Here is a 23145-nt window from a genome sequence, read left to right as displayed (position 1 = left end):
TACCATTATACATGATCGCCTGATAAAATGGAATCTATGGACGAAAACGCCCCGTAAAACTATGATATAATAGCCGGGAAATCGTAAAGGGGAGAGTTTATGAAATTAGGAATTATCGGACTGCCCAATGTCGGCAAGTCCACATTATTTAACGCCATTACACAGGCCGGTGCCGAAGCCGCCAATTATCCCTTCGCCACCATCGAGCCCAATGTGGGCATGGTCACGGTCAAGGACCCGCGCCTCAGCGTACTGAGCGAAATGAGCCATTCTGAGCGCATCGTCTATGCCACCATCGAATTCGCCGATATCGCGGGACTCGTCAAGGGCGCGAGCAAGGGCGAGGGTCTCGGCAACCAGTTTCTTTCTCATATCCGAGAAGTCGACGCATTGATCCACGTCGTCCGCTGCTTCGAAGATTCAAACATCATCCACGTAGACGGCGGTATCGATCCCCTTCGAGACATCGAGACGATCACATTGGAGCTGATCTTCTCGGACCTCGAAGTGCTGGAAAAACGCCTGGAGAAAGTCAAAAAACAGTTAAAAGGCGATAAGAGCCTCCTGCCGGAAAAAGAGCTGATCGAACGCATCCTCGACGCATTACACGCAGAGAAACCGGCGAGATCTTTGGACTATACCGAAGACGAGCGAAAGCTCTTGTCCTCGTTCAGCTTACTGACCATGAAACCCGTTATCTACGCCGCCAATGTCTCCGAAGAAGACGTGGCAGACGGCAATCGCTATGTCGATTCGGTGCGCGCGTATGCCGACGCCGAAGGAGACGAAACCATTGTCATCTCCGCGGCCATCGAGGAGGAAATCGCGGCTTTGGACGAGGAAAGCAAACCGGAATTTCTCAAGGCGCTGGGGCTTCGCGACTCCGGACTCGATCGACTCGTCAAGGCTTCCTATAGCCTACTGGGGCTGATCAGCTTTTTGACCACCGGCGAAATGGAATCCCGCGCCTGGACCGTCAAGGCGGGTTCTAAGGCCCCGGAGGCTGCCGGAAAAATCCACAGCGACATACAGCGCGGCTTTATAAAGGCCGACACCATCGCCTATGAAGACCTCGTCGAAGCGGGGTCCGTCGCCAAAGCGCGCGACAAGGGACTGATCCGCAGCGAAGGCAAGGACTATGTAATCCAAGACGGCGACGTCGTCAATTTTAAGTTCAATGTGTAAATACAAAAACGGCTATACCCGCATCGTGCGGTGTATAGCCGTTTTTTATTGTATGGATTAGGATTCTCTTCGTCGGCGCTCGTCTTGCGGACGCGGTGCGGGATAGCGATCTTTGTTGTAGATGCCGATGCACAGGGCGCACAGAAGCGAGCAAATGCCTGCGGTGATGCAAACCAAAGAGATAAAAATATTGTTTAAACTCGCGCGCTCAAACAGTCGATTCAGGACCATGATCAGAGAAAACATGCCGACAAAGACCAGCACGAGACCGGGAATGTAGCGCAGGAATTTCATGCGTTTTCCCATCATATTCATGATAAAGGTAATGATCAACGCCACGACGACGGCGATCAAGAGTATGCCGATATACTGCAGGTTTCCGTTTAAGCTGTTTGAAATTTTTTGTACCATTGCTTCCTCCTACTTGCCGGGATTGCTGGAATAGTATTTCTTCTCTGGCACGGCGCCGTCCAGCAGATCCTCGACCTGTCGATCGTCCAAGCCCTTTTTGGTCTTTACCAGCTGCATCAAATTGCCGTACAGGTCGATATAGGCTATGTCTTCTTTTTCCCGAAATACGGTGAACAAGAGCGTTTCCCCGTCGTATACGTCGATGACGAACAGTTTTTCGGCGGTGATCCCCACCTGTTCTTTCGTCATATTATATCGCAATTTCATAAAATAGTCAGTGCTGCCTTTTCGCACCGTATAGCTCGGATAGTCGGTCCTTTGATCGTGAAACAACGCGACATTCGAGGAAAAAAACGCGTCCGAGCCGACAATGGCGGCCGGATCTTTGGAGTCATCCGCCAAATACTGGACATTGGTGACGATCCAGCGGCCCTGCAGCGGCGCGCGATTCATTTCGGGTTTTTCTATGGTCTGGTAATTCTCTTCTTTGGCGGGGCTGCAGGCGACGAGAAACAACAATAGGAATACCCAGAATTTCTTCATCCTTGCACCTCTTTTTCCAGGGGAATGCGTACGCGTATGGTGGTTCCCGTCCCTTTTTCCGACGTGATGCGGATTTCTCCGTCGTGGAGTTTGATAATTTCTTCGGCGATGGAAAGGCCCAAGCCGGAATGGGAATTGGAGTGTTTGCCCTTGTAGAACTTCTCTTTGGCGAGCTTTAATTCCTCTTCGTCCATGCCGACGCCGTTGTCCGAGACGAGCATCTCATAATACGGAAAGTTTTTGCGCGCCTCGAGCACGACCCAACCGCCGGCCTCTGTAAATTTGATCGCATTGTCGATCAGATTGATCAGCACCTGACGCAATCGGTCCTCGTCGCCGGTTACGACGACGACTTCGTCGTTGATCTCATCCATCAGGCGAATCTCTTCGTTGACCGCCCGGGGCTTCATCTGCCGAAGCACTTCGGTACAGGTGGAGGTGATGTCGAATTGGTCTTTTTTAAGCGTAATGCGACCGGAAATATAGCGCGAAAAATCCAGGAGCTCTTCGACCATTTTCGACAGCCGATCCGCCTCCCCCTCGATGATTTCGAGCCCTTCTTTTAGTACGACCTCGTCGGTCTTTTCCGCGTCTTCAAGGATCGCCGCCCAGCCTTTGATCGAAGTCAGGGGCGTACGCAGCTCGTGGGATATAGAGGAGATAAAGTCGTTTTTGACCTGCTCCTTTCGCAGAATCTCCGCCGCCAGGGTATTGATCGAGCGCGCCAAGCGCCCCAATTCGTCGTCCCGATCGATCTCGATCCGCTTTTTATACTGTCCGTCTGCGAGTTGAATGGCGATGGACTGGATTTCTTCGATGGGTTGAGTAATGGTCTTGGCGAGCAGGCGGCTGATCAAGGTCGCGATCGCCGCGACGATGGCGGTCAAGAGCAAAAGGTAGCGGCTGAGCTTTAAGACGGATCGCTGCGCCGGTCCCAAGGAAGAGGTAAAGCGCAAGACGCCGAGTACCTTCCCGTCATCGGAAACGAGCGGGCGGGAGACGGACATCACCGAGGTGTCGGAGAAGGGGACTTTGCCGATGCGCACACCCTTCTTCCCCTTTTGCGCCGTCTGCACGTCGGTGTATTCCCGTACGGGGTCGTTGATCCCGCCGATGGAGTCATATATTAGCCCGCCGTCTGCATCGACCAATTGCACCTGGCCTTCAAATTGATTGAACAACATTTCATAGTCCCGCTCGATCAACTTTTCGGGGGTCATATTTTTGAAATATTTCGAATAGGTATACATCGAGCTGTTGAGTTGTTGATCCAAAAAATATTTTAATCCGTTATAGGTGTACTGGCGAAATCCAAATATCAACGCCAAATCCAACAGCGTGACCGTAAGGAGCACCAAGAGCACGAAATTTCGCGTCATGGTCTTTCGAATGGAATGTTTCATTGCTCCTCTTCAAAACTCTTCCAGCGGTAACCGACCCCCCAGACGGTCTCGATATAGCGTGGGTGTGCCGCATCGTCTTCGATTTTTGAGCGGAGGCGGCGGATGTTCACATCGACGATTTTGCTGTCGCCCAAAAATTCCTCGCCCCACACCGCATTTAAGATTTCGTCGCGGCTTAAGGCACGATTTACATTGTTCATAAAGAGCTTTACGATTTCGTGTTCCGTCGGCGTGAGCTCGATTTCCGTCTTGTCGCGATAAAATTTATGTCCGTAGACGTCGACGCGAAAGATTCCGCTTTCGATAAAGCGCTCTTCCTTTTCGTCGACGGCATCGCCGATAAGGCGGCGTTCCAAGCTCTTTATGCGGAGCGTAAGCTCGGTGGGGTTAAAGGGCTTGGTCAAATAGTCGTCGGTGCCGCTTTGCAGGCCCATGATCTTGTCGTAGTCCTCTGCTTTTGCGGTCAACATAATGATTCCCAGATTGGGAAAGGATTTGCGGAGCCGGTCGCAGACCTCAAAGCCGTCGATCCCCGGAAGCATAATATCCAAGAGCACGATATCGGGCTTTTCTTGCTCTGCAATCTCTAAGCCGTCTTCGCCGCTTGCCGCTTCGAAGACCGTATAGTCTTCCCGTTCCAAATTGATTTTAATAAATTTGCGGATAGAGGTCTCGTCCTCCACCAACAAAATTTTGGTCATATTCTACCCCCTTTATTCGAAAAATGCGGATACCTTCTCGTACATATAGTCGTACAGCGCCGGATACCGCTTAATGGGCTCCATGCGAACGAGTACATCTTCCATCTTGACGGCGTGTTCGTTCCAGGAATTTCCGCCGGTGGCGACATTTAAAAGGATCGGCTGCATGCGGTCCATCGCCAAGGCGAAATGGGACTCGGGCGTCTCTTGGGCTTCGAATTCGTCCCAAAGCGCCCGCGTCTTGCGCGCCGACGCCTCCGGCAAGATGCCGAATAGGCTGTCCGCCGCGCGAATTTCCCGCTCCAATTTCGACTTGTTGCCCTCGGCATCGTAGGCGAAGGTGTCTCCCGCCTCGATCTCCACCACATCGTGGTATAGGAGCAATAGGAGCACGCGCTCAAAATCCACGTCTTCCGGCGCAAAGTCGCGCAAAATGTGCGCCATGGCGGCGATGTGAAAGCTGTGTTCCGCGTCGTTTTCGTAGCGCGCCTCGTGCAAGAGTTTCGTGCGGCGATAGACGTTTTTCATCCGTTCCAGCGTATATATAAATTCGATCTTCTCTTCTAACTGTGTATCTTTCATTCTCTACACGGCGAAATAAAAATCGCCCTCTCCCTTTCTTTCCTTATAGCGCTGTAGATCTTCGGGGGCGTAGATGCCCAAATCGGTGACGATGCCCGTTACTGCCTCCGGCGGCGTGATGTCAAAAGCCGGGTACCATCCCTTTACCCCGTCGAGCGTATGCTTTATGCCGTGGCAGCTTAGGCTCTCTTCGGGATCGCGCATCTCGATCGTCACCGCATCGGCATTTTCAATGTCCATATCGGGAATGCCCGTCGCATAATAGGGCACGCCGAAGCGCTTTGCCACGATGGCGATCTGGTGGGTGCCCACCTTGTTTACGATGCTGCCGTCCATACAGATGGAATCGGCGGCCGAGGTGAAGATATCGACGCCGACATTTTCCATATAGGCGCAGACCATATTGTCGGTAATGACCGTAACGTCGATGCCCATGTCCTGAAGCACCGAAGCGGTAAACCGCGCACCCTGCAAAAAGGGGCGAGTTTCGGGGCAGACAAACGAGATGTCCTTTCCGCGCTTTCGAATCTCGCGCGCCAACATGCCGATAATCGTCTCGCCGAAGCACTGGGTCATCACCGTACCCGTATCCGGCATCACCTCCATAAAATGCTTCGCCACCGTATGAATGGCGTCGTAGCGCTGTTTCATGGATCGAATGCCGTAGTCACGAATCTTTAGATCCAAATCGGGATCGTCGATCGCCGCCTCGGCGATGGCGAGGGCCCCTTGGGTCACCTGCGCCATGCGATTGGCGGTGGTGGGACGGGCGTTGGAAATGGTATACGCCGCCTCCCGCAAATAGGAAAGACGCTCTTCGCCCCGCAAAGTACGGGATTCGTACGCCGCAAGCGCCATCCCCATTGCCGCCGCCGTATAGGGCCCGGCGGATTGGGTCACCATATTTCTGAGGGCGTCGCGCACTTCGATATGGTCGCGGCACGCCACATATTCTACGCGGATCGGATAAATTCTTCGGTCCAATATATAGACACAGCCCTGTTCGTACCGGGCGACGTGATCCGCCTGTAACATATATGCCAAATCTTGGTCAAATTGCATAATAACCCCCTCTATATATTATAATAGTAACATATTCAGGAAAAGGAAACGAGGTTATCATGCACTATGGAATTATCGGAGGAACGGGATTTGAAGCGCCGTTTTCTCCCGCAAGAGAAGAAATTATGACCACGCCCTACGGCGAGGCGAAGTTAATGTATCCCGAAGACAAACCCTATGTTTTTGTCTCGCGCCACGGCACCGGTCACAATATCCCGCCCCATGTCGTCCCCTATAAGGCGAATATCTGGGCGCTTCACGAAATCGGCGTCACCGAAGTCTACGGGATCAGCGCCGTCGGCAGTTTGAAGAAGAAATATGCCCCCAACGACGTCGTGCTGACGGACGATTTTTTGGACTTTACCAAGACCCGGCCTTCAACCTTCTACGACGGCACGGAGACGGTGGCGAAACACATCGCCATGGATGCGCCCTACGACGAAGAACTCAATCGCCTCTTCGAGGAAGCCTATGGAGAAAAGTTGCCCCGCGGCATCTATGTCACCACCGAGGGGCCGCGCTTTGAAAGCCGGGCGGAAATTCGATTCTACGCTTCCATCGGCGGAGACGTGGTGGGTATGACAAATGTGCCCGAAGTGGTGCTCGCCAAGGAGATGGGGATGTATTATGCGAACATCTGCCACGTCGTAAACTACTGCACCGGCGTCGCCGAAAGTTTGGAGATCCTCCCTTCGGCCCGGATTCGAGAAAAAATCGTCGCGGCGGTGGATGCGGTCTTTACAAAAAAGACAGAGCCCCGCGCGGCAAAAATCGATCTGCTTTGATGCAAAAAGGACCCGGAATCAATGTTCCGAGTCCTTTTCTTTGTCGGCGACGTAGACACTGTCCTCGCCGTCCTGTTCTTTTAAGTGCACGATAATCTTTTCCGATTGGGAAGTGGGTACATTTTTTCCGATAAAATCGCCGCGAATGGGAAGCTCTCTGTGCCCCCTGTCGATCAAACCCACCAGTTGCACCGAACGCGGCCGGTCCTTCACCATCAGGGCGTCCATGGCGGCGCGAACGGTCCTGCCCGTAAACAACACGTCGTCGACGAGGACCACGCGCTTTCCGTCGATCTTTCCCATAAATTCCATGGGCAAAAATTCCGCATCCCGCCGGTCGTCCCGAAAGAAGGAGGCGTTCAGCGCATAGACGGGGACGTCTTTTCCCTCGATTTCTCGAATGGCTTTTTGCAATCGTTCGGCGAGATATACGCCGCGGGTTACGATTCCCATCAATACGATGTCCTCGATGCCCTTATTTCTTTCGATGATTTCATTGGCGATGCGGGCGATGGCGCGGCGAATGGCGATCTCATCTAAAATCCTGTGCATCGTTCACCTCCGTGTTTGCGAAAATAGGCGATAAATCTGCGCGGTAACTTCGAGCGTCCGTCGATGCGTGCTTGCGTAATCGGATGTGTAAAAGACAGCCGGTAACTATGGAGCATCAATTTTCCCTTGCGATCCGCGTGGATGCCGTAAATCGGATCGCCCACCACGGGGTGTCCGATATGGCGCATATGCACGCGAATCTGATGGGTTCTTCCGGTGTAAATCCGCACGCGAAGCAAGGTCGCTTCCCCAAAGGCGCGTACGGGCGTATAGGCGGTAAGCGCCTCTTTAGAGGGATAGACATCACAGGCCATCCTCGTCCTCTGTGCGGGATCGCGCCCTATCGGCGCATCGATGCGGCCCGGTTCGCGGATGTTGCCGCGACAGAGGGCGTAGTATTCCTTTCGGATCTTTCGCGCAGAAAACAGTTCCACCAGGCCGGTATAGGCGCGATCGGTTTTTGCGATCGCCATAATGCCCGATGTGTCTTTGTCCAGCCGATGTACGATGCCCGGTCGTAGGGGGTCCGACCCCTCCGCCAGCGAAGAAAATCGCCAAAGGAGATGATGCACCAATGTGTCTTCTTCTCGTGCCGCCCCGGGGTGAACGACCATGCCGTAGGGTTTTTCCACCAGCGCGAGATCGTCGTCTTCATAGAGAACGCGAACGCCGAGATCCTTTCCTTCCAAGCGATAGGGCGCCGCTTCTTCATAGGAGATACATTCTCCCGCCGACAGGGTATACCCCGCCTTTTTCTGCACGCCGTCGACCAAAATACGGCCTTCCAGGATGGCGTTTTTAATCTGCGAGCGATTTAACGAGAGAATCCCCGTGAGGTATTTATCCAGCCGACTGCCGCCCTCCGATACATATATGGTCTCAGACATGGCGCTTCGGCTCCCGATCCATCTTAAAGATTTGCACCATCAACAGCACGGTACCGATTACGATCATGGTATCCGCCAAATTGAAGACCGCAAAGTCGTGGCCGAAAAAGCGAAATGACAAAAAATCCACCACATAGTGGAGGCGCAACCGGTCGATAAAATTGCCCACGGCACCGGAGAGGATCAGCACCAAGGCGATGCGGCCCATGCCGCGTATCCCCTCGTTTTTTCCATAGATGGCATAGAGCAAAAAGCCGATCACCAAAAGCGTAACCACGATAAATAGCGGCCTGCCGTCCTGCAAGATGCCGAAGGCGGCGCCGCGGTTTTCCACATAGAGCAGCCGGAAAAATCCGGGAATGATCTCTACCGAACCGGCATCTTTCAAAAAATTGAGTACCAGCCATTTGCTGATCTGATCGGCTGCTATCAATAGCAATATAACAATCGTAACCATATACACCTAACTTTCCTGCAGCGTGCCGTATTCGAACCGGACCTTGCCCTTTTTCGTCTGTCGAAATTCCTCGCCGATCTTCGCCCGCCCGAAGCCCCGCACCGAGAGCAATTCGCCGCCGTGGATCTCCCAATGGGTCTTTCGAATGGGCTGAAAGTCGACCTTCACGAGCCCTTTTGCGATACGACTTTTCACCTCGTCGCGAGAGAGTTTTGTGATCGCCCGCACCACGGCATCCAATCGGGGCGACTGCACCACCGCAGAAGAGGCGCGCCACTTCTTTTCTTCGATCGGCAGCGTCTCGAGGGGAACCTCTTCGACTTGAATCCTTTGATTCCCGATCTCTCTCCAGTGCACGAGAAGAAAATTCGCGATCTCTCTTTTGACCACCACATAGCTCGCATCGTTCGGCACAATATCGCCGATCTTTGCCCGTTCGATCCCAAGCCCCAACAGAGAACCCAGAATATCTCGATGCGCGGGGATCGGTCCGGACACCGACGCCTTGAGGACGCTGACGGCATCCTCTGCCGGCGCGGGGTACGGGCAAAATAGGACGACTTTTCGCTCCCTCTCTCCCGCCGGCACAAATTGTGCTTCGACCTCGGGAAAATGGGGCAGAAGATCGCGGACGAGTCTTTGTTCGTATGGATCTAAAAAATCACTATCTGTCGCCGTAAAATTCCTCGAAGCGATCTCCGGCAAATCGAGTATATGACGCAGCATAGTGATTTTCTCAGTTTCCTGAATATGTTGTAATAATTCGTCTTTGTCGGTCATTCTTACCAGGGGAAGATTCCGGAATTTTGCAGTTCTTCCTTCAGGCCGTCGATGGCAATATTGTTCGGGGCGAGAATAAAAATGTCCTTGTTGACCTTTTGAATCTTGCCTTCGATGGCGTACAAAGCGCCGTTAACGAAGTCGAATATTTCTCGTTTGACTTCCAGATCCAGTTGTTCGAAGTTCAAGACGACGGCTTTGTTTTCCTTCAGATCGTCTACGATCTTGGGAGATTCGTCGTAGCTCAGCGGTTCGTGAACGGTAATCACCATTGCCGCCTTCGTTTGAATGCTCAATACGCTGCCGTTGTCCTTGCGACGCGTGGTGGAACTTACCGGCTTTTGCACTTGTTGTGCGGTAACGGGTTCCACTTCCGTGGTCTGGAATTTCTCGTCGTCATCGTATTCGTATTCGTCGTCGTATTCGTAATCCTCGCCGAAGCCAAAGGCTTTTTTCAGCTTGTCTGCAAAATCTGCCATAATCTCCTCCTTAATACGTGCGGGCGCCGAAAATCCGACTGCCGATGCGTACCATATTCGCTCCCTCTTCGATCGCTATCGGAAAATCATTACTCATCCCCATCGATAAGTACTTCATATCCACGTCTTTGTAATTTCTGAGGGCGATATCCTCTTTGAGAGCAAACATCTTTCGAAACAATGCCCGTAAGTAGTTTTCATCGTCTACAGCAGGGGCTACCGTCATCAATCCGTCGATCTTGATATGGGAATAGTCGAGGATGGATTCCAAAAAGGGCAGGACCTCTTCGAACAGAAGACCGCCTTTAGACGACTCCCTGCCGATATTGACCTCCAACAGGCATCGCACGATGTCGTTCGTCTGTTGGGCGCGCTTTTCGATCTCCTTAGCCAGGGACTTCCGGTCCAAAGAATGAATCAAGACTACATCTTGATAAATATATTTTACCTTATTCGACTGCAAGTTGCCAATCATATGGTAACGGACCTCGGGACCGATTTCTTCGATCTTTCCTCGGAGCTCCTGCACCTTGTTCTCGCCGATATCGGTGGCGCCGGCGACGATCGCCTCTCGTATGGTCTTGACGTCATGGGTTTTTGTGACGGCGATCAACTCCACCGGCTCTCCCGTTATACTGTGACTTCGGGCTTCTTCTATTTCTTCTTTTACACGGCTGATCCTCTCGCCGATTTCCGACATGTATACTTTCCTTTCTCCATCAATAAATGACGCGCGTCTTATCGACCTTGTTCGGCTTCAGGACGATCGCATCGTCTGCGGAAACGGTCGATTTTTTGTCGCCTTTTGCGACCAAAATCCGGCCGTCTGCATCGCCCACGCGAAGATAAGCACGCTTCGCATCGCGAGATAAGACCGATACGGGAACGAACTTTACAAATCCCCGAATCGCGTCCGCATAGACACCCGTTTCGCCGTCAGGTCCCCGAACGATACATTCTTTCGGCACGGCATAGGCGGGTTCTTCGCTTTTAATTATTGTAACCTCTTGCACCCGCGGGGCGTAAACTTCCTGTAATTTGTCTTGTAATCGTAATATTACCACACCGCCTCTTCCCTCGCGGTTCACCGATTCGATCTCGCCCTTTGCGGTCACATTCCCGATGCGCACGTCCAAACGCTTATTCTCGCCCTCGGGGAGCAGTCGCAAATCTTCGACGGACAAGGCGACTTTATACTCGGTGTCTCCGATGGAGCGGAAAAAAGCGTGGTCCTCCTTGACCCGATTTTCGCCGCGCTCAATCGGCGTGAGCTTGAGGCCCTTCAAATAGGCGGTGGTAAAGACCGAATCGTCTTTTTTCGGCGAGAGTGCGCCCCGAAGATCGTCAAATCGATAGCTGATAATCCCGGAGATCGGGGCCTTGTAATCCGAATTTGTAGTGGCGATTTTTTCGGTAAGGATATTTCTTTGTTCCTCCAGTGCATCGGGCGATAGCTTTAAGAGCTCGTTCAATTCCGATACATTTACCGCAGGCTTGGTCCTGAGATCTAGGGTATTGATCGAGGAGATCAGCTTTTCGCCGTCCTCGTCTCGAATAAATCGCTGGATATTGCGGATCACATTGACGTCTTCTTTCGTCAGGTCTTCCGATTTGTCCTTGTTTTTCCGGTCGTTCTTAAAGTCGATCGCCGCATTGACCTTGATCAGGCGGTCCTTGATCTCGGAATTGTCGTTCATCACATTGATATTCGCCACCACATGTCCCTTGGGGACTTTTTTGCCCTCCCGGACATTGTAGATCGCGATGCCGTTACCCTTGGTAAAGACCGTATCCTCTTCGTAGATCAGATAGCCCTTATCGCGCACCACATCCCGATATTTGATCTGGGTGGGGTATACGGTGCCCAGGCGATGGGTGATGTGATAATAGATGCCGTAACCCGCACCGGATAGGAACAAAAGGAGCACGAGAAACAAGAGAACGCGCCGCCGGATCCTGCGCGACCTCCGCTTTTTTTCTATTTTTTTGCGGGTTCCGCCTCGCTTCGTCATAGCAGATAGATCTTCTCGTTTTCGTGTTTTACGGGCCGAAGCATCAGATCCTGCACGGCCTTTTCGGGATCTGCCCCTTCATACAGCACGCCATATAGTTTTTCGGTGATGGGCATTTCGATCCCCATCTTTCGGCTCAGATCATAGGCGGCCTTGGTGGTCTTGTAGCCTTCCACCACCATGCCCACCTTCTCCATGGCGGATTCGGCGTCGTAACCCGATCCGATCAGATTGCCGAACTTCCAATTTCTGCTGTGGACGCTGGTACAGGTTACGATCAAGTCGCCCACGCCGGTAAGCCCCTGAAAGGTGATGGCGTTCGCGCCCAGAGCGATGCCGATCCTCTGAATTTCGGTCAGACCCCGGGTCATCAGCGCCGCTTTGGTATTGTCGCCGAATCCGAGTCCGTCGGACAGGCCGGCCCCCAGGGCGATGATGTTTTTCAGAGCGCCGCCGATCTCGACGCCGATCATGTCGTCTTGGGCGTAGACCCGCAGACTGTCGTGGGAAAAGAGATCCTGTGCCCACAAAATGTCTTCTTCCCGGGCGGAGCAGACCACGACGGTGGTGGGCTTAAACTTCGCCACTTCTTCCGCGTGGGAAGGGCCGGATAGCACGATATAGGGATTTTCCGGCAGGACCTCCGCCGCCACCTCGGAAAGGCGCAAGCCGCTGCCTTGCTCGAGCCCCTTCGCCAGATTGATAATGCGCGCGGAACTGTCCAACTTCGCGATCTCTTTGAGGCATTCGCGCACCGCGGCGGTGGGCACGGCGAGGACGATGCCGTCCGCCCCTTCTATCGCCTCTTCGATAGAACGATGAAAGCGGATCGAATCGTGAAAGCGAAAATCCTCCAGATAGCCGGGATTGTCCCGTTTTTCGGATATGCGCCGATACTGCGCCGCATTGCGCGTATACATATGCACTTCTCGTCCCAAATCCGCCAATATATTTCCGATGGCACTGCCCCAACTCCCGCAACCGATAATTGCGATCTTCATTGCGAATTCCCTCCGATTCTCTTTTCCGTTCCCCGTCTTAGGCGGTCGATATTGCTGCGATGCCGCACAAAACCCAAGATCCAGAGAACGACGACGGCGACGACATTCCACGGCGTCGCGCTATAAGTCCAAATCATTGCGATCGAAATCGCCGATAAAAAACACATCGAGCCGACGCTTACATAGCGCGTCGCCAGGGCGCAAATCACGCCGATCGCCGCACTCACTGCGGCAAAGACGGGATGCAGAATTCCCCAGGCGCCCAAGGTGGTGGCTATGCCCTTTCCCCCGCGAAAGCGCAGGTAGAAGGGAAAGTCGTGCCCCAATACCACAAAGACACCTGCAAACAGTCGCAGCTCGGGCGCCAATAGGGGCGCCAAAAACAACATTACCGCCACGCCCTTTACGACGTCAATGAAAAAGGTCAGATAACCCAATTTTTTTCCCATCACGCGAATCGCATTGGTCGTGCCGGCATTGCCGCTTCCGTGCTCTCGGATGTCGGTGCCGCGAAACAACTTGCCGATAATATACGATCCGGAGATCGCTCCGATCAAATAAGACAAGAATAAGACGATGGCCGTCTTCATCGATTCCTCAACTCCATAATAATGGGCACCCCGTCAAAACGGTAGGCCATGCGGATTTGATTTTCCAAAAAACGCAGATAGGTGAAATGGAACAGTTCCTTGTCGTTCACTGACAGCACGATCTTCGGCGGTCTCGCCGACACTTGGGAGGCGTAATAGAGTTTTCCGCGCTTGCCCTTATCCGACGGCGGCTGGTTCATCAGCACCGCTCGGTTCATAATGTCGTTTAATACGCCGGTCTGAATCCGGAGGGAGTAATTGTTGTTGACCACGTGGATCAAATCCAACAATTTATTGACCCTCGTTCCCGTCTTTGCCGATATAAAGATCATCGGCGCATAGTTCAAAAACGGCAACTCGCGGCGGATTTCCATCTCGTAGGTCTTCATGGTATGGTTCTCTTTTTCAATCGCATCCCATTTGTTGACCGCGATAATCATCGCCTTTTGATTGTCGTGGGCAAAGCCCGCAATCTTGGAATCCTGTTCACTGACCCCCTCCACGGCATCGATTAAGAGCACGCAGACATCGGCCATTTCGATGCTCCTAAGGGTGCGGACCGCGGAATATCGCTCTACCTTTTCGTTGATCTTCTTTCGCTTTCTGAGCCCCGCCGTGTCGATTAGAACGTATTCAGTATCTTCGTATTCGAAGAACGAGTGGATCGAATCGCGGGTAGTGCCGGGGATATTGGTGACGATCGAACGCTCCTGCCCCAAGATGCGGTTCACCAAAGAAGACTTGCCCGCATTGGGCTTTCCGATAAAGGCGACCTTGATCTCGTCCCCCGCAAATTCCGTCTCTGCCGGCGGGAAGGATTCGATGGTCGCATCCAACAGATCTCCGATCCCCCGGTTCTGTTCCGCGCTGATGACATAGGGCTCTCCCAGGGCGAGTTCGTAAAAATCATACATGTGGTCGCGGGACTGTTTGGCGTCCATCTTGTTGACGACGAGGATGATTTTTTTGCCGAACTTTCGAATATAGCTTGCGACTTCTCTGTCCATAGAGGTAAGGCCTTCTTTGCCGTCGACCACAAACAGAATCACCTGGGCGTGTTCCACGGCGACCTCCGCCTGCGCGAGGATTTCCGGCATAAATATTTCGTCGGATCCGGGATCCAATCCGCCCGTGTCGATCAGCGTAAACTCGCGGTCCAGCCATCTCGCTTTCGCATAGATTCTGTCGCGAGTCACGCCGGGGGTATCTTCGGTTATCGAAATCTTCGAACCCGTCAGGGCGTTAAATAAAGTACTCTTGCCTACATTGGGCCTGCCGAGTATGCATACGACCGGTCTATCCAACAGCGCTCACCTCCAAGATGGTATTTAAAAACTTCGCTCCGTCATTGTCCACCGGGAGTAAGCGGGCGTTCAGCACCGCTTCCATCTCCTTCGCGGTCTGATCGTCCAAGGTAATCATTTTATCCCGGCGAAACATCGACATAGGTAACATTATAACATCGCGATTTGGCCCTTTCAATTGAGCGTATACGTCTTCTGCGGTCAAAAGGCCCGCGACTTTTACGGTGTCGCCGAAAAACATATTTTTTATGCCGACGACTTCAAGCTCTATATCGGGAAATTTTTCACGAATCGCTTCCGCGATCCTCCGAAACATCGGCGCGGCGTATTCTCCCGTCGCCAATGTGATTTTACCGCGATAGTTTCCCGCCGCATCGTGTAGCGCCTGCTCAAACTCGTCGTAGAAAGAACGCATCAACCCCACGCCGTTTTCGTACTGAGGATAGCCGTCGTAATAGGCTTCTTCGGGAAGGGGTTTTTCGGCGATCAAATAGAATTCGTCGGAGGCGTAGACCCAATGGCTTCCGCTCTTGTGATAGGCACCTTCGCCGAAAGACTCCGCGATTTGAATCACCGACGCGGCGCTTTCTTTTTCAAAGGTAGGAAGCGGATCGAGTCCTTCGCGAAACCGGGTAACGCCTACGGGGACCAAGGCGACGGAACAGACCTGCGGCCAAAGCGACCACAGATCCCGAAGGGTCTGTTTCAGCGCTTCGCCGTCGTTTTTCCCGGGCACCAAGACGATCTGCGCATTGACGACGATGCCCGCCTCGGCGAGCCGCCGCAAGTGATCCATAATCTTTCCCGTCGAAGGATTCTTCAGAAGTTCGACCCTGAGCGCGGGATCGGTGGCGTGAACCGATACATTGACCGGACTGAGCTTATAGCGGATCATGCGCTCGAAGTCCGCCTCGCGCAAATTCGTGAGGGTGATGTAGTTTCCCTGCAAAAAGGAAAGCCGCGAATCGTCGTCTTTGATATATAGGCTGTCCCGCATATTCGGAGGCATTTGATCGATAAAGCAGAACACACAGCGATTGGAACAGGTCTTTTGCCGGTCCAGGAGCGGGGTCACAAAATTTAGCCCCAAGTCCTCGGACGGGTCCTTTTCGATGTCGAACAGGATCCGCTCGCCATTTGCTTTTTCCACCGCCAGGGTAATATATTCGTTTTTCATCTGGTAGCGATAGTCGATGACGTCGAGAATGCGCTCGTCGTTGATGGCGATCACCCGATCTCCCGCTTCGAGCTCCAGCTCCTCTCCGATGGAGCCGCGATCGACGGAGCGGATGGTATTCAGTTGGCTGTGGACGATATCGATTTCGTATGGGTTCATTGTACCTCCAAATAGAAAAGGACTCCGGGTAGAGTCCTTTCCAACCATTTACTTGTAAAGAGGGAATTTTTCGCAGAATTGCTTGACGCGATCCTTTGCTTCTTCTTCGCTGATCTCTTTTTTCAAGACATCCACCATGATCTGCGCCACAAACGCCGCATCTTCTTCTTTTGCGCCCAGTGTGGTAATCGCCGGTGTTCCGATTCGAATACCGCTGGTGACCATGGGTTTTTCCGGATCGAAAGGAATTGTGTTTTTGTTGACCGCAAGGCCGTTGGCATTGAGGAGCGCTTCGGCATCCTTTCCCGTCAACCCCAAAGACCGCACGTCCAAGAGGAGCAGGTGGTTGTCGGTTCCGCCCGATACGAGGCGCACCCCGTTTTCCATAAACACCGCTTCCATCGCCTTGGCATTGTCGATGATTTGTCGGCTATACGCCTTAAATTCCGGGGTATTCGCCTCGTGAAATGCCACCGCTTTTGCCGCGATGATATGCTCCAAAGGCCCGCCCTGCAGACCGGGGAACACCGCCTTGTCGATGGTCTTTGCAAGAGATTCGGTACATAGGATGGCACCGCCCCTGGGCCCCCGCAGGGTCTTGTGGGTCGTCGTGGTGACGACATCCGCAAATTCCACCGGGTTTTGGTGCAGCCCCGATGCGACCAGTCCCGCGATATGCGCCATATCGACCATAAAGTATGCGCCGCTTTCTTTTACGACCTTCGCCATTCGTTCGAAGTCGATCTTTCTCGGGTAGGCCGAGGCGCCGGCGATAACGAGCTTCGGCGCATATTTCTTGACCGCTTCCGCAAAGGCGTCGTAGTCGATCCGCTCCGTATCCGGATCGACGCCGTAGTCCACCACGTCGAAATACTTTCCGGAGATATTCACCGGCGAGCCGTGGGACAAGTGTCCCCCGTGGCTGAGATTCATCCCCAGCACCCGCTCCCCGGGTTTTAACAGTCCCAAAAAGACCGCCATATTGGCGTTGGCACCGCTGTGGGGTTGCACATTCGCATGATCCGCCCCGTAGAGTGCCTTGAGCCGGCCGATCGCCAGCTGTTCCGCCTGATCGACCACTTCGCAGCCGCCGTAATAGCGCGCGCCGGGCAATCCTTCGGCGTATTTATTGGTCAGAGGTGATCCCATGGCTTCCATCACCGCCTCGGAAACAAAGTTTTCCGAAGCGATCAGTTCGATGTGACTTTGTTGTCGTTCGGTTTCGCGCAGGATCAGCTCGTAAATCTCCGGATCCGTCGCCTTCAGATGCTTATATTCCACAGTGTACCTCTTTTCGTCAAATTTCAGTATCTGTCGTTGATATAGCTTTCGATCTTCGAACGCAGCGTCTCTTCGAGGAATGCTTCGTTGCGAAGCAAAGCGTCGTATATTTTTTTCGATGTGGAGTGAAGAATAAATTCGGGATACGCCGGAAAGACGATCTCAAAGAGGCGTCCATCCAGATTTTTGCCCGCGCAGTGGACAAAGTAGCCGTACACTTCCCGAAACTCCATAAACTCCAAAATCTCCAATATCGTTTCGTCTTTTTTCCCGTAGTATTTGTTCGCCAGGGACAGACAGCGGCAGTACTTCCGATTGGACCTCGGCTTTATGCGCGCCTTACGCGCCTCCATGCGGTAACTTTTTGCCAGGGCATTGAAATATTGGTAGTTAAAGATCCCCTTTTCCAGGCGATCGATCACGAGAAAAGGACGCACATTGCTGTTGTTTAAGTCCCGGAGATTGCATTCCAGGAATTCCTTTTTGTCGAGATCGCCCCGCTCATAGGCGGCGATCAGCGCATTCCTTCTCTCTAAAAAATGCTCGAACCACTTGTCGCAGACCGGCTCCATATACAATACGTCTTCTTTATAAGAACGCATTGATCAATACCGGCAACAACATCCCTACGCAGAGCACGATGGCTACAATGCGAATAAATTTCTTTTGGTTTCCCATACCGTCCCCCTGCCTAAGCGCTTACGCCTCTAGCGATACTTCCTGTGCATATTCCTTTAACGCGTCGGGAATCTCGGATTCGACATAATCGACATTGATATAGATCTCTCGATTTTCGATGTCCAATGCCTCCAGGCGTTCGCGCAAGGTTTCTAGGTCTTCTACGGACAAGTCGAGAACCTTGTAGATGCCGTCTACGTAGATCTTTTCCAAGTCGTAATCCATGGCGAGCATGCCGCAGAGAAAACCGTAGAATTGATCGAGGTTTTCCAAACCGTATTCGGTGGCGTTGATCAGGCGCACATTGTAGTCGAGGCTGAAAATGTGATCGTCGTCGACCTCTACAAAGGCGATGTTGCCATTTCCGCCGTGTAGATCTTCGTTGGCGTGGTCGATCAGCCATTTGGTCTTGCCGGCTCCTTTAGCGCCCAAAATATATTGAATCATGTTCTCGTCCTTTCTGTTCCGCAGAGAACTTCGATCCCTGCACCCTATTGCTTACTTCCATTCTACGCACGATTTCGTCGCGTATATAATACCAACTGCGGTTCCAATTTGCGAAGAGCACGTCTTTTTCCGGTGCACGGCCCAACAGCCTACCGATGACGATATCGGGGTCGAGATGTTCCAAAAACAAGATACACCTCTCGATAAACTCTTCCATGGGAACCGGTACAAAACTGCCGTCTTGATACATCTCTGCCAACTTCGTCCCCTTCGGCACGTAGAGATTGTGGATTTTTACCTCATCGGCTGCCACCGCGTTCATCAGTTCGGCGCCGCGAACGATGTCGTCGCGCCCGTCGAAGGGCAAGTCCAAAATCATATGCACCGAAAGGCGGATGTCCGCCGCCTTGATTCTTTGGGCCGCATCGATAAAGTCCTGCACCGTATGGCCCCGATTTAGGATTTCCAAAGACCGGGGATTTGCGCTCTGCAGCCCCAATTCGAAGGTCACCGGCGTATGGGGAAATACCGACTTTGCACAGGCGAGGTACGCATCGTCCACGCAGTCCGGCCGCGTAGAGATCGACACACCCGCCAAATCCTCTTTCGGCACCGCCTCTAGATTGGCGCGAAATTGTTCGAGGGGCAGATAGGTGCCCGTAAAGTTTTGAAAGTAGGCGATAAAGCCTTCCGCACGGTATCTCTTTCGCATCCGCTCTTTGTTCTCTTCGAACTGATCCTGAATGCTGCCGCCGATCCACTCAAAACTTCCGCCCTCTTCGCCGCAAAAGATACAGCCGCCTGTGCCCTTGGTGCCATCCCGATTGGGACAAGATCCCTTGAGGTGGATGGGCACCTTATAGACCTTCTTTTTGAAGACGTCTCGGGTATAGGCGCTGAAACTCCGGTACGGCTCTTTTTTACGCGTATCTACGATTATACACCTTGCTCTTCCACGTCTTCGGCAAACAGGCGTTCAAACTCTTCGGCGACCTTGTTGAATCGATCTTCCTCTTCGATAAAGACCAGTTCCATCTCGTTTTCGTCGATTTCGTCGTATTCGTAGATCAATACGGATGCGTCTTCGTCGATCTCATCGCCGTCGAGCGGCATCAATGCGATATATTCTTTGTCCTCGAATTCAAACACCCCGATGACGGCGCAGTCCAACTCGCTGTCGTCTTCGAGGGTAAGGGTGATTACGTCGAGCTCTTCCCCTTCGTGTTGGTGATCGTGATTGTGATCGTGTGCCATGTTCTTATCCTTTCAGTTTCAATAGAGCCAGTAAATATTCATAAAACCGCTCCGTAGACGAGATCGAAAGTTTCTCTCCCGGGGCATGCACGCCGGACATATCCGGACCGACGGAGATCATGTCCATCTTGCCGATGGCATCTTGCAAAAGGCCGCATTCCAGCCCGGCGTGGATCGTTTCTACGACGGGTTCTTCCCCGTACATCGATTTCCAGAGTTCCTTCGCCTTTTCGCGTAGGGACGATGTTTCGGCATATTCCCATGCGGGATACGCCGAGAGTTCCTCGTATTCGGCGCCCGCCATTTCACCGGCCGTGCGGTTTTTCAGCGCAATTTCTCGAATCTTCGTCTCCACATCGCTTCGAATTTGCGAGGTGAATACGATGCGTTCGTCGTCGTTTTTCGCCACGCCGATATTGGTAGAGGATTCTACCATGCCATCGATCTTTTTGCTAAATGTGTTGACGCCGTTGGGGGCAGTTAAGAGATACCCTAAAATGCCGTCTTTTACGGCATCGGAGAGCACTTTTTTCGGTTCGGCATCCGAAATTTCCAGGTGAATGTCGGGATCGGTCGCCTTAAATTCCGAAGCGACGATGTCCGCATTTGTATGGAGCGCCTCGATCAACGCGTCTTTGTCGGCGGCCTTAACCGCGACGATCGCCTCCGCATCTCGCGGGATGGCATTGGGTTTGGAACCGCCGGAAAAATCTGCCAGGTCGAAGTCCACCATATCAGCCGCCTCTTTTAACACGCGTGCCAGTTGCAGGATGGGGTTTCCGCGTTCGTCGTCGATATCCTGTCCGGAGTGGCCGCCGACAAATCCGCCGAAGGCGACCTCTAAAAAGGCGTCCGAATCCGATTCTTTATACGCTTTTCGAATTGCAATATTGTTGACCAGACCACCGGCGCAACCTACGGTGATTACGCCTTCGTCCTCGGAGTCCAGATTGATCAGGGTTCTTCCCGAAAGGAGCGACCCATCCACGTTGATGGCCCCGGTCATTCCGGTCTCTTCATCGACGGTGAACAGACACTCCAGAGCCGGATGCTCGAAGTCGCCCTCGAGCACTGCCATCATCATCGCCACGGCAATCCCGTTGTCGGCGCCCAAGGTCGTATTTTCGGCGACGATAAAATCGCCGTCTACCTTCGCCTCGATGGGATCTTTGCAAAAATCGTGGACATGTCCTTTTTTTGCCTCACAGACCATATCCATATGGCCCTGTAAGATCACGGTCGGTTCGTCCTCGTAGCCTAGAGAGGCGGGCTTTTTCACGATGACATTTTGAATCTCATCGACCATGAATTCGAGACCGCGCTCTTTTGCCCAGCGGACGAGAAAGTCGCGAATCTGTCCTTCTTCTTTGCTGCACCGCGGAATGTCCGTGATGGTGGCAAAATTTTGTAAAACCGGGAAGTTTCCCTGTAAACCTTTTATCACAATATCACCTCCCCTTTATATTACACGAAAACCCCCGCTTCGTCATCACTTTTGGCGATTCTCCGGGAGCGGGACATGGCAATAGCCGCCGGGATTTTTCTGAAGATACCGCTGGTGGTATTCCTCCGCCTTATAAAAGTTCTCCAAGGGCTCGATTTCTACGCGAATCGTCCGCTCCCATGCCGCCTGCCTTCTGTCTCTGTCCGCCTTGTAGAGCGATGCCAGCTCGTCGTCACCCTTCGGATAATAGATCCCGGTTCGATACTGCCGGCCGATGTCCATGCCCTGGCGATGATAGCTGAAGGGATCTATGATCTCGTAAAAGTGATCCAATAGCGCCTCGGTGGAAAGCACGCTTTCGTCGTAGTCGATCCGTACCCCTTCCGCCGCCTTGCTCTTTCCGGCACAGACCTCTTCGTAGCTGGGATCGGGAATGTTCGAATTGACATAGCCCACCTCGGTGTCTATCACGCCCGGGGTCCTTTGAAAATACTCCTCCACGCCCCAAAAGCAACCGCCGGCCAAGACTATGCGTTTCATACGCCCCTCCATTTCTACTCACTGTGATAACAATGTGCGTTCTATTCTCTTTTTATCCTGGAGGAAGTGATCGTAATCTTCGATATTGCGAAATACCTGCGTCAAAGAATGGGGTGCAAACCGAAAACACTGCATCAATACGTAATTCATGGAAGGGTCTTTGACGAAATTTCTCGCAAAACAATCCAGTATAAAGGCCTCGATCTCGTCGAATTCTTCCGCCGATACATCGCTCGGGTCGATCTCTTTGCGAATGCGTTCCTGAATGAAATGCTCCATATAGCGGAAAAATCCTTCGAAATCCGTACGCGGGTCGCTTTGCTCAACTTCGGAGATGATCTTAAAAAACAAATTCCATCCAAATTCTTTGTTGACGATCTCGTATACCGCACCGCCTACTTTTTCGGTAAAGGGCGTATCGAACACCGGCACTCTGTCGAACACCAGTGCTTCGCCGATGCGAAACTCCTCTTCGGCGAGTCGATTGATGCGGTTGAGCAGGCGGATGAAGTTTTCGCCGTAATCGTAGTTCATCAACACCTTACACTTAAAATAAAGGTATTCGACCAGAATATCCGACGTCTCGTTAAAGTCGATGACAAAGCCCAAATCCCTGTGAATCTTGCCGACGAAAATATCGTGGATGATCTTCGACAGAAGGCTTTTTACCTGCATGCGATTGCTCAGCTCCGCCGAAGAATCCATCTCGTTGACGTGCTGGTAGAGGATTCGCAGCTGACGGTCGATCATCGACAAATTGTCTTTAATCGAGTGCATAATATCGTGGAAGAAGTTTTCGGTCAGCATATAATTAAAATTTTTGTAGAGGACTTTGTGGTCGATCTCTCCCCAAAATACATTGACCAAAGACTTGATCTGCAGCTCGAACTTTACCGGATGTGTGCCGTCTACAATATAGCCGTCCAATTTATAAATCCCGAATCCGTTTTTTTGGACCATCGGCTGTGGCGTATCCAGATCCAAAAAAATACGCGCGTTTTCCGGCGTGCGGTAATAGCCGTCCCCGTTCGCCATATAAAATGCGGAACGAATGGCGTAGTAGAGATCGATTTCATCCTCTGTGAATCGGCATTCGATGCGGATCCCGATGATGTCTTGAATATTTCGATACATCTCTTCCGCGTCTTCGTATTCGAGATAGAGATTGTTGCGGATGATCTTTTCCTGCAGGGATTGCGGCGATTTCAGCCGCGAATTAATACTCAGAAAACTGTCTATTTCTCCGAATTCCGCAACAAAAAAACGCTCCAACTCCCCGGCCAAATCTCCCATATGTTCGCAATTGGCTTCCAACAGGCCGGTGGCGGCGTCTATATATGAAAATAAATCTAAATCCATAATTTCCTCCTGACGGGAGTATTATATCACAAACCGTCCCTGCAAACGATGTCCTATCGCGCTTTTCGCTCC

27 protein-coding genes are annotated in these 23145 nt (G+C 52.4%); 2 read left to right on the top strand and 25 right to left on the bottom strand.

Going from position 1 to position 23145, the window contains the following annotated elements; genetic code table 11:
* The first annotated feature begins 99 nt into the window (after positions 1-99).
* Positions 100-1185, top strand: coding sequence for a redox-regulated ATPase YchF (gene ychF, locus EL294_RS03585; RefSeq protein ID WP_126465312.1), 1086 nt, complete (start codon positions 100-102; stop codon positions 1183-1185).
* A 57-nt stretch (positions 1186-1242) separates the two neighbouring features.
* On the opposite strand, the gene EL294_RS03580 is transcribed toward ychF, so the two are convergent.
* From EL294_RS03580 to EL294_RS03555, 6 genes are read right to left on the bottom strand one after another with little or no spacing between them, the layout of a single operon-like run.
* Positions 1243-1596 (bottom strand): cytochrome C biosynthesis protein, encoded by a 354-nt coding sequence (locus EL294_RS03580; protein ID WP_126465311.1) that lies wholly within the window; start codon positions 1594-1596, stop codon positions 1243-1245.
* Between the two features lie 9 nt (positions 1597-1605).
* Entirely contained in the window at positions 1606-2139 is a 534-nt protein-coding gene (locus EL294_RS03575; protein ID WP_126465309.1) for a hypothetical protein, read from the bottom strand.
* Positions 2136-3542 (bottom strand): ATP-binding protein, encoded by a 1407-nt coding sequence (locus tag EL294_RS03570; protein WP_126465307.1) that lies wholly within the window; start codon positions 3540-3542, stop codon positions 2136-2138. Before EL294_RS03570 ends, EL294_RS03575 begins: the two co-directional genes overlap by 4 nt.
* A complete protein-coding gene (locus EL294_RS03565) occupies positions 3539-4243 on the bottom strand; it encodes a response regulator transcription factor (RefSeq protein ID WP_126465305.1) in 705 nt (234 codons plus the stop codon). The genes EL294_RS03570 and EL294_RS03565 overlap by 4 nt, the downstream gene beginning before the upstream one ends.
* A 12-nt stretch (positions 4244-4255) precedes the next feature.
* Positions 4256-4825 (bottom strand): HD domain-containing protein, encoded by a 570-nt coding sequence (locus tag EL294_RS03560; protein WP_126465302.1) that lies wholly within the window; start codon positions 4823-4825, stop codon positions 4256-4258.
* A 3-nt stretch (positions 4826-4828) separates the two neighbouring features.
* Positions 4829-5887, bottom strand: a complete 1059-nt coding sequence (locus EL294_RS03555; protein WP_331852444.1) for a s-methyl-5-thioribose-1-phosphate isomerase — start codon at positions 5885-5887, stop codon at positions 4829-4831.
* Positions 5888-5946: 59 nt separating this feature from the next.
* Between EL294_RS03555 and EL294_RS03550 the strand changes: the two genes are divergently transcribed.
* Positions 5947-6672 (top strand): MTAP family purine nucleoside phosphorylase, encoded by a 726-nt coding sequence (locus tag EL294_RS03550; protein WP_126465298.1) that lies wholly within the window; start codon positions 5947-5949, stop codon positions 6670-6672.
* Positions 6673-6690: 18 nt separating this feature from the next.
* Here EL294_RS03550 and pyrR read toward each other — a convergent pair whose 3' ends face one another.
* The 19 genes from pyrR to EL294_RS03455 all read right to left on the bottom strand — a co-directional run bounded on the left by pyrR (position 6691) and on the right by EL294_RS03455 (position 23073).
* Positions 6691-7224, bottom strand: coding sequence for a bifunctional pyr operon transcriptional regulator/uracil phosphoribosyltransferase PyrR (gene pyrR / locus EL294_RS03545; protein ID WP_126465297.1), 534 nt, complete (start codon positions 7222-7224; stop codon positions 6691-6693).
* Positions 7209-8111: an RluA family pseudouridine synthase gene (locus EL294_RS03540; protein WP_126465295.1), complete on the bottom strand. Its 903-nt coding sequence runs from the start codon at positions 8109-8111 to the stop codon at positions 7209-7211. Before EL294_RS03540 ends, pyrR begins: the two co-directional genes overlap by 16 nt.
* Positions 8104-8568, bottom strand: coding sequence for a signal peptidase II (gene lspA, locus EL294_RS03535; RefSeq protein ID WP_126465293.1), 465 nt, complete (start codon positions 8566-8568; stop codon positions 8104-8106). Before lspA ends, EL294_RS03540 begins: the two co-directional genes overlap by 8 nt.
* A gap of 6 nt (positions 8569-8574) precedes the next feature.
* Complete coding sequence (locus tag EL294_RS03530; RefSeq protein ID WP_126465291.1) at positions 8575-9294, bottom strand: YlmH/Sll1252 family protein; 720 nt, start codon at positions 9292-9294, stop codon at positions 8575-8577.
* A gap of 56 nt (positions 9295-9350) precedes the next feature.
* A complete protein-coding gene (locus tag EL294_RS03525) occupies positions 9351-9827 on the bottom strand; it encodes a cell division protein SepF (RefSeq protein WP_126465289.1) in 477 nt (158 codons plus the stop codon).
* Between the two features lie 10 nt (positions 9828-9837).
* Positions 9838-10527: a YggS family pyridoxal phosphate-dependent enzyme gene (locus EL294_RS03520; RefSeq protein ID WP_126465287.1), complete on the bottom strand. Its 690-nt coding sequence runs from the start codon at positions 10525-10527 to the stop codon at positions 9838-9840.
* A gap of 19 nt (positions 10528-10546) precedes the next feature.
* A complete protein-coding gene (locus EL294_RS03515; RefSeq protein WP_126465285.1) occupies positions 10547-11839 on the bottom strand; it encodes a biotin/lipoyl attachment domain-containing protein in 1293 nt (430 codons plus the stop codon).
* Positions 11836-12840 carry an NAD(P)H-dependent glycerol-3-phosphate dehydrogenase gene (locus EL294_RS03510; protein ID WP_126465283.1) on the bottom strand — a complete coding sequence of 335 codons (1005 nt, stop codon included), beginning with the start codon at positions 12838-12840 and terminating at the stop codon, positions 11836-11838. Before EL294_RS03510 ends, EL294_RS03515 begins: the two co-directional genes overlap by 4 nt.
* Entirely contained in the window at positions 12837-13430 is a 594-nt protein-coding gene (gene plsY, locus EL294_RS03505; RefSeq protein ID WP_126465281.1) for a glycerol-3-phosphate 1-O-acyltransferase PlsY, read from the bottom strand. Before plsY ends, EL294_RS03510 begins: the two co-directional genes overlap by 4 nt.
* A complete protein-coding gene (gene der, locus EL294_RS03500) occupies positions 13427-14734 on the bottom strand; it encodes a ribosome biogenesis GTPase Der (RefSeq protein WP_126465279.1) in 1308 nt (435 codons plus the stop codon). The genes plsY and der overlap by 4 nt, the downstream gene beginning before the upstream one ends.
* On the bottom strand, positions 14727-16070 hold the full coding sequence (locus EL294_RS03495) for a DUF512 domain-containing protein (RefSeq protein WP_164715208.1): 1344 nt from the start codon (positions 16068-16070) through the stop codon (positions 14727-14729). Before EL294_RS03495 ends, der begins: the two co-directional genes overlap by 8 nt.
* A 48-nt stretch (positions 16071-16118) precedes the next feature.
* Positions 16119-17351 carry a serine hydroxymethyltransferase gene (glyA, locus tag EL294_RS03490; RefSeq protein WP_126465276.1) on the bottom strand — a complete coding sequence of 411 codons (1233 nt, stop codon included), beginning with the start codon at positions 17349-17351 and terminating at the stop codon, positions 16119-16121.
* 23 nt (positions 17352-17374) lie between these two features.
* Positions 17375-17953, bottom strand: coding sequence for a DUF6648 family protein (locus EL294_RS03485; RefSeq protein WP_126465274.1), 579 nt, complete (start codon positions 17951-17953; stop codon positions 17375-17377).
* Between the two features lie 97 nt (positions 17954-18050).
* Positions 18051-18476, bottom strand: coding sequence for a hypothetical protein (locus EL294_RS03480; RefSeq protein WP_126465272.1), 426 nt, complete (start codon positions 18474-18476; stop codon positions 18051-18053).
* On the bottom strand, positions 18451-19413 hold the full coding sequence (mnmL, locus tag EL294_RS03475; protein WP_126465270.1) for a tRNA modification radical SAM protein MnmL/YtqA: 963 nt from the start codon (positions 19411-19413) through the stop codon (positions 18451-18453). Before mnmL ends, EL294_RS03480 begins: the two co-directional genes overlap by 26 nt.
* Positions 19413-19730: a DUF1292 domain-containing protein gene (locus EL294_RS03470; protein WP_126465268.1), complete on the bottom strand. Its 318-nt coding sequence runs from the start codon at positions 19728-19730 to the stop codon at positions 19413-19415. Before EL294_RS03470 ends, mnmL begins: the two co-directional genes overlap by 1 nt.
* A gap of 4 nt (positions 19731-19734) precedes the next feature.
* Positions 19735-21174, bottom strand: a complete 1440-nt coding sequence (locus tag EL294_RS03465; protein ID WP_232006506.1) for an aminoacyl-histidine dipeptidase — start codon at positions 21172-21174, stop codon at positions 19735-19737.
* A 45-nt stretch (positions 21175-21219) separates the two neighbouring features.
* Positions 21220-21714 (bottom strand): peptide-methionine (S)-S-oxide reductase MsrA, encoded by a 495-nt coding sequence (gene msrA / locus EL294_RS03460; protein ID WP_126465264.1) that lies wholly within the window; start codon positions 21712-21714, stop codon positions 21220-21222.
* An 18-nt stretch (positions 21715-21732) separates the two neighbouring features.
* Complete coding sequence (locus tag EL294_RS03455; protein ID WP_126465262.1) at positions 21733-23073, bottom strand: GTP pyrophosphokinase; 1341 nt, start codon at positions 23071-23073, stop codon at positions 21733-21735.
* Between the last annotated feature and the right edge of the window lie 72 nt (positions 23074-23145).

The sequence above is a fragment of the Aedoeadaptatus ivorii genome (assembly GCF_900638585.1).
In the GTDB taxonomy this organism is placed as follows: domain Bacteria; phylum Bacillota; class Clostridia; order Tissierellales; family Peptoniphilaceae; genus Aedoeadaptatus; species Aedoeadaptatus ivorii.
The sequence above is the reverse complement of the archived record's forward strand: the minus strand, read 5'-3'. Positions and strand labels throughout refer to the sequence as shown.

Excerpts from the sequence above, each read along its gene's own strand:
- ychF (WP_126465312.1), top strand. The coding sequence starts at position 100 with ATGAAATTAGGAATTATCGGACTGCCCAATGTCGGCAAGTCCACATTA.
- EL294_RS03580 (WP_126465311.1), bottom strand. The coding sequence starts at position 1,596 with ATGGTACAAAAAATTTCAAACAGCTTAAACGGAAACCTGCAGTATATC.
- EL294_RS03575 (WP_126465309.1), bottom strand. The coding sequence starts at position 2,139 with ATGAAGAAATTCTGGGTATTCCTATTGTTGTTTCTCGTCGCCTGCAGC.
- EL294_RS03570 (WP_126465307.1), bottom strand. The coding sequence starts at position 3,542 with ATGAAACATTCCATTCGAAAGACCATGACGCGAAATTTCGTGCTCTTG.
- EL294_RS03565 (WP_126465305.1), bottom strand. The coding sequence starts at position 4,243 with ATGACCAAAATTTTGTTGGTGGAGGACGAGACCTCTATCCGCAAATTT.
- EL294_RS03560 (WP_126465302.1), bottom strand. The coding sequence starts at position 4,825 with ATGAAAGATACACAGTTAGAAGAGAAGATCGAATTTATATATACGCTG.
- EL294_RS03555 (WP_331852444.1), bottom strand. The coding sequence starts at position 5,887 with ATGCAATTTGACCAAGATTTGGCATATATGTTACAGGCGGATCACGTC.
- EL294_RS03550 (WP_126465298.1), top strand. The coding sequence starts at position 5,947 with ATGCACTATGGAATTATCGGAGGAACGGGATTTGAAGCGCCGTTTTCT.
- pyrR (WP_126465297.1), bottom strand. The coding sequence starts at position 7,224 with ATGCACAGGATTTTAGATGAGATCGCCATTCGCCGCGCCATCGCCCGC.
- EL294_RS03540 (WP_126465295.1), bottom strand. The coding sequence starts at position 8,111 with ATGTCTGAGACCATATATGTATCGGAGGGCGGCAGTCGGCTGGATAAA.
- lspA (WP_126465293.1), bottom strand. The coding sequence starts at position 8,568 with ATGGTTACGATTGTTATATTGCTATTGATAGCAGCCGATCAGATCAGC.
- EL294_RS03530 (WP_126465291.1), bottom strand. The coding sequence starts at position 9,294 with ATGCTGCGTCATATACTCGATTTGCCGGAGATCGCTTCGAGGAATTTT.
- EL294_RS03525 (WP_126465289.1), bottom strand. The coding sequence starts at position 9,827 with ATGGCAGATTTTGCAGACAAGCTGAAAAAAGCCTTTGGCTTCGGCGAG.
- EL294_RS03520 (WP_126465287.1), bottom strand. The coding sequence starts at position 10,527 with ATGTCGGAAATCGGCGAGAGGATCAGCCGTGTAAAAGAAGAAATAGAA.
- EL294_RS03515 (WP_126465285.1), bottom strand. The coding sequence starts at position 11,839 with ATGACGAAGCGAGGCGGAACCCGCAAAAAAATAGAAAAAAAGCGGAGG.
- EL294_RS03510 (WP_126465283.1), bottom strand. The coding sequence starts at position 12,840 with ATGAAGATCGCAATTATCGGTTGCGGGAGTTGGGGCAGTGCCATCGGA.
- plsY (WP_126465281.1), bottom strand. The coding sequence starts at position 13,430 with ATGAAGACGGCCATCGTCTTATTCTTGTCTTATTTGATCGGAGCGATC.
- EL294_RS03495 (WP_164715208.1), bottom strand. The coding sequence starts at position 16,070 with ATGAACCCATACGAAATCGATATCGTCCACAGCCAACTGAATACCATC.
- EL294_RS03485 (WP_126465274.1), bottom strand. The coding sequence starts at position 17,953 with ATGCGTTCTTATAAAGAAGACGTATTGTATATGGAGCCGGTCTGCGAC.
- EL294_RS03480 (WP_126465272.1), bottom strand. The coding sequence starts at position 18,476 with ATGATTCAATATATTTTGGGCGCTAAAGGAGCCGGCAAGACCAAATGG.
- EL294_RS03470 (WP_126465268.1), bottom strand. The coding sequence starts at position 19,730 with ATGGCACACGATCACAATCACGATCACCAACACGAAGGGGAAGAGCTC.
- msrA (WP_126465264.1), bottom strand. The coding sequence starts at position 21,714 with ATGAAACGCATAGTCTTGGCCGGCGGTTGCTTTTGGGGCGTGGAGGAG.
- EL294_RS03455 (WP_126465262.1), bottom strand. The coding sequence starts at position 23,073 with ATGGATTTAGATTTATTTTCATATATAGACGCCGCCACCGGCCTGTTG.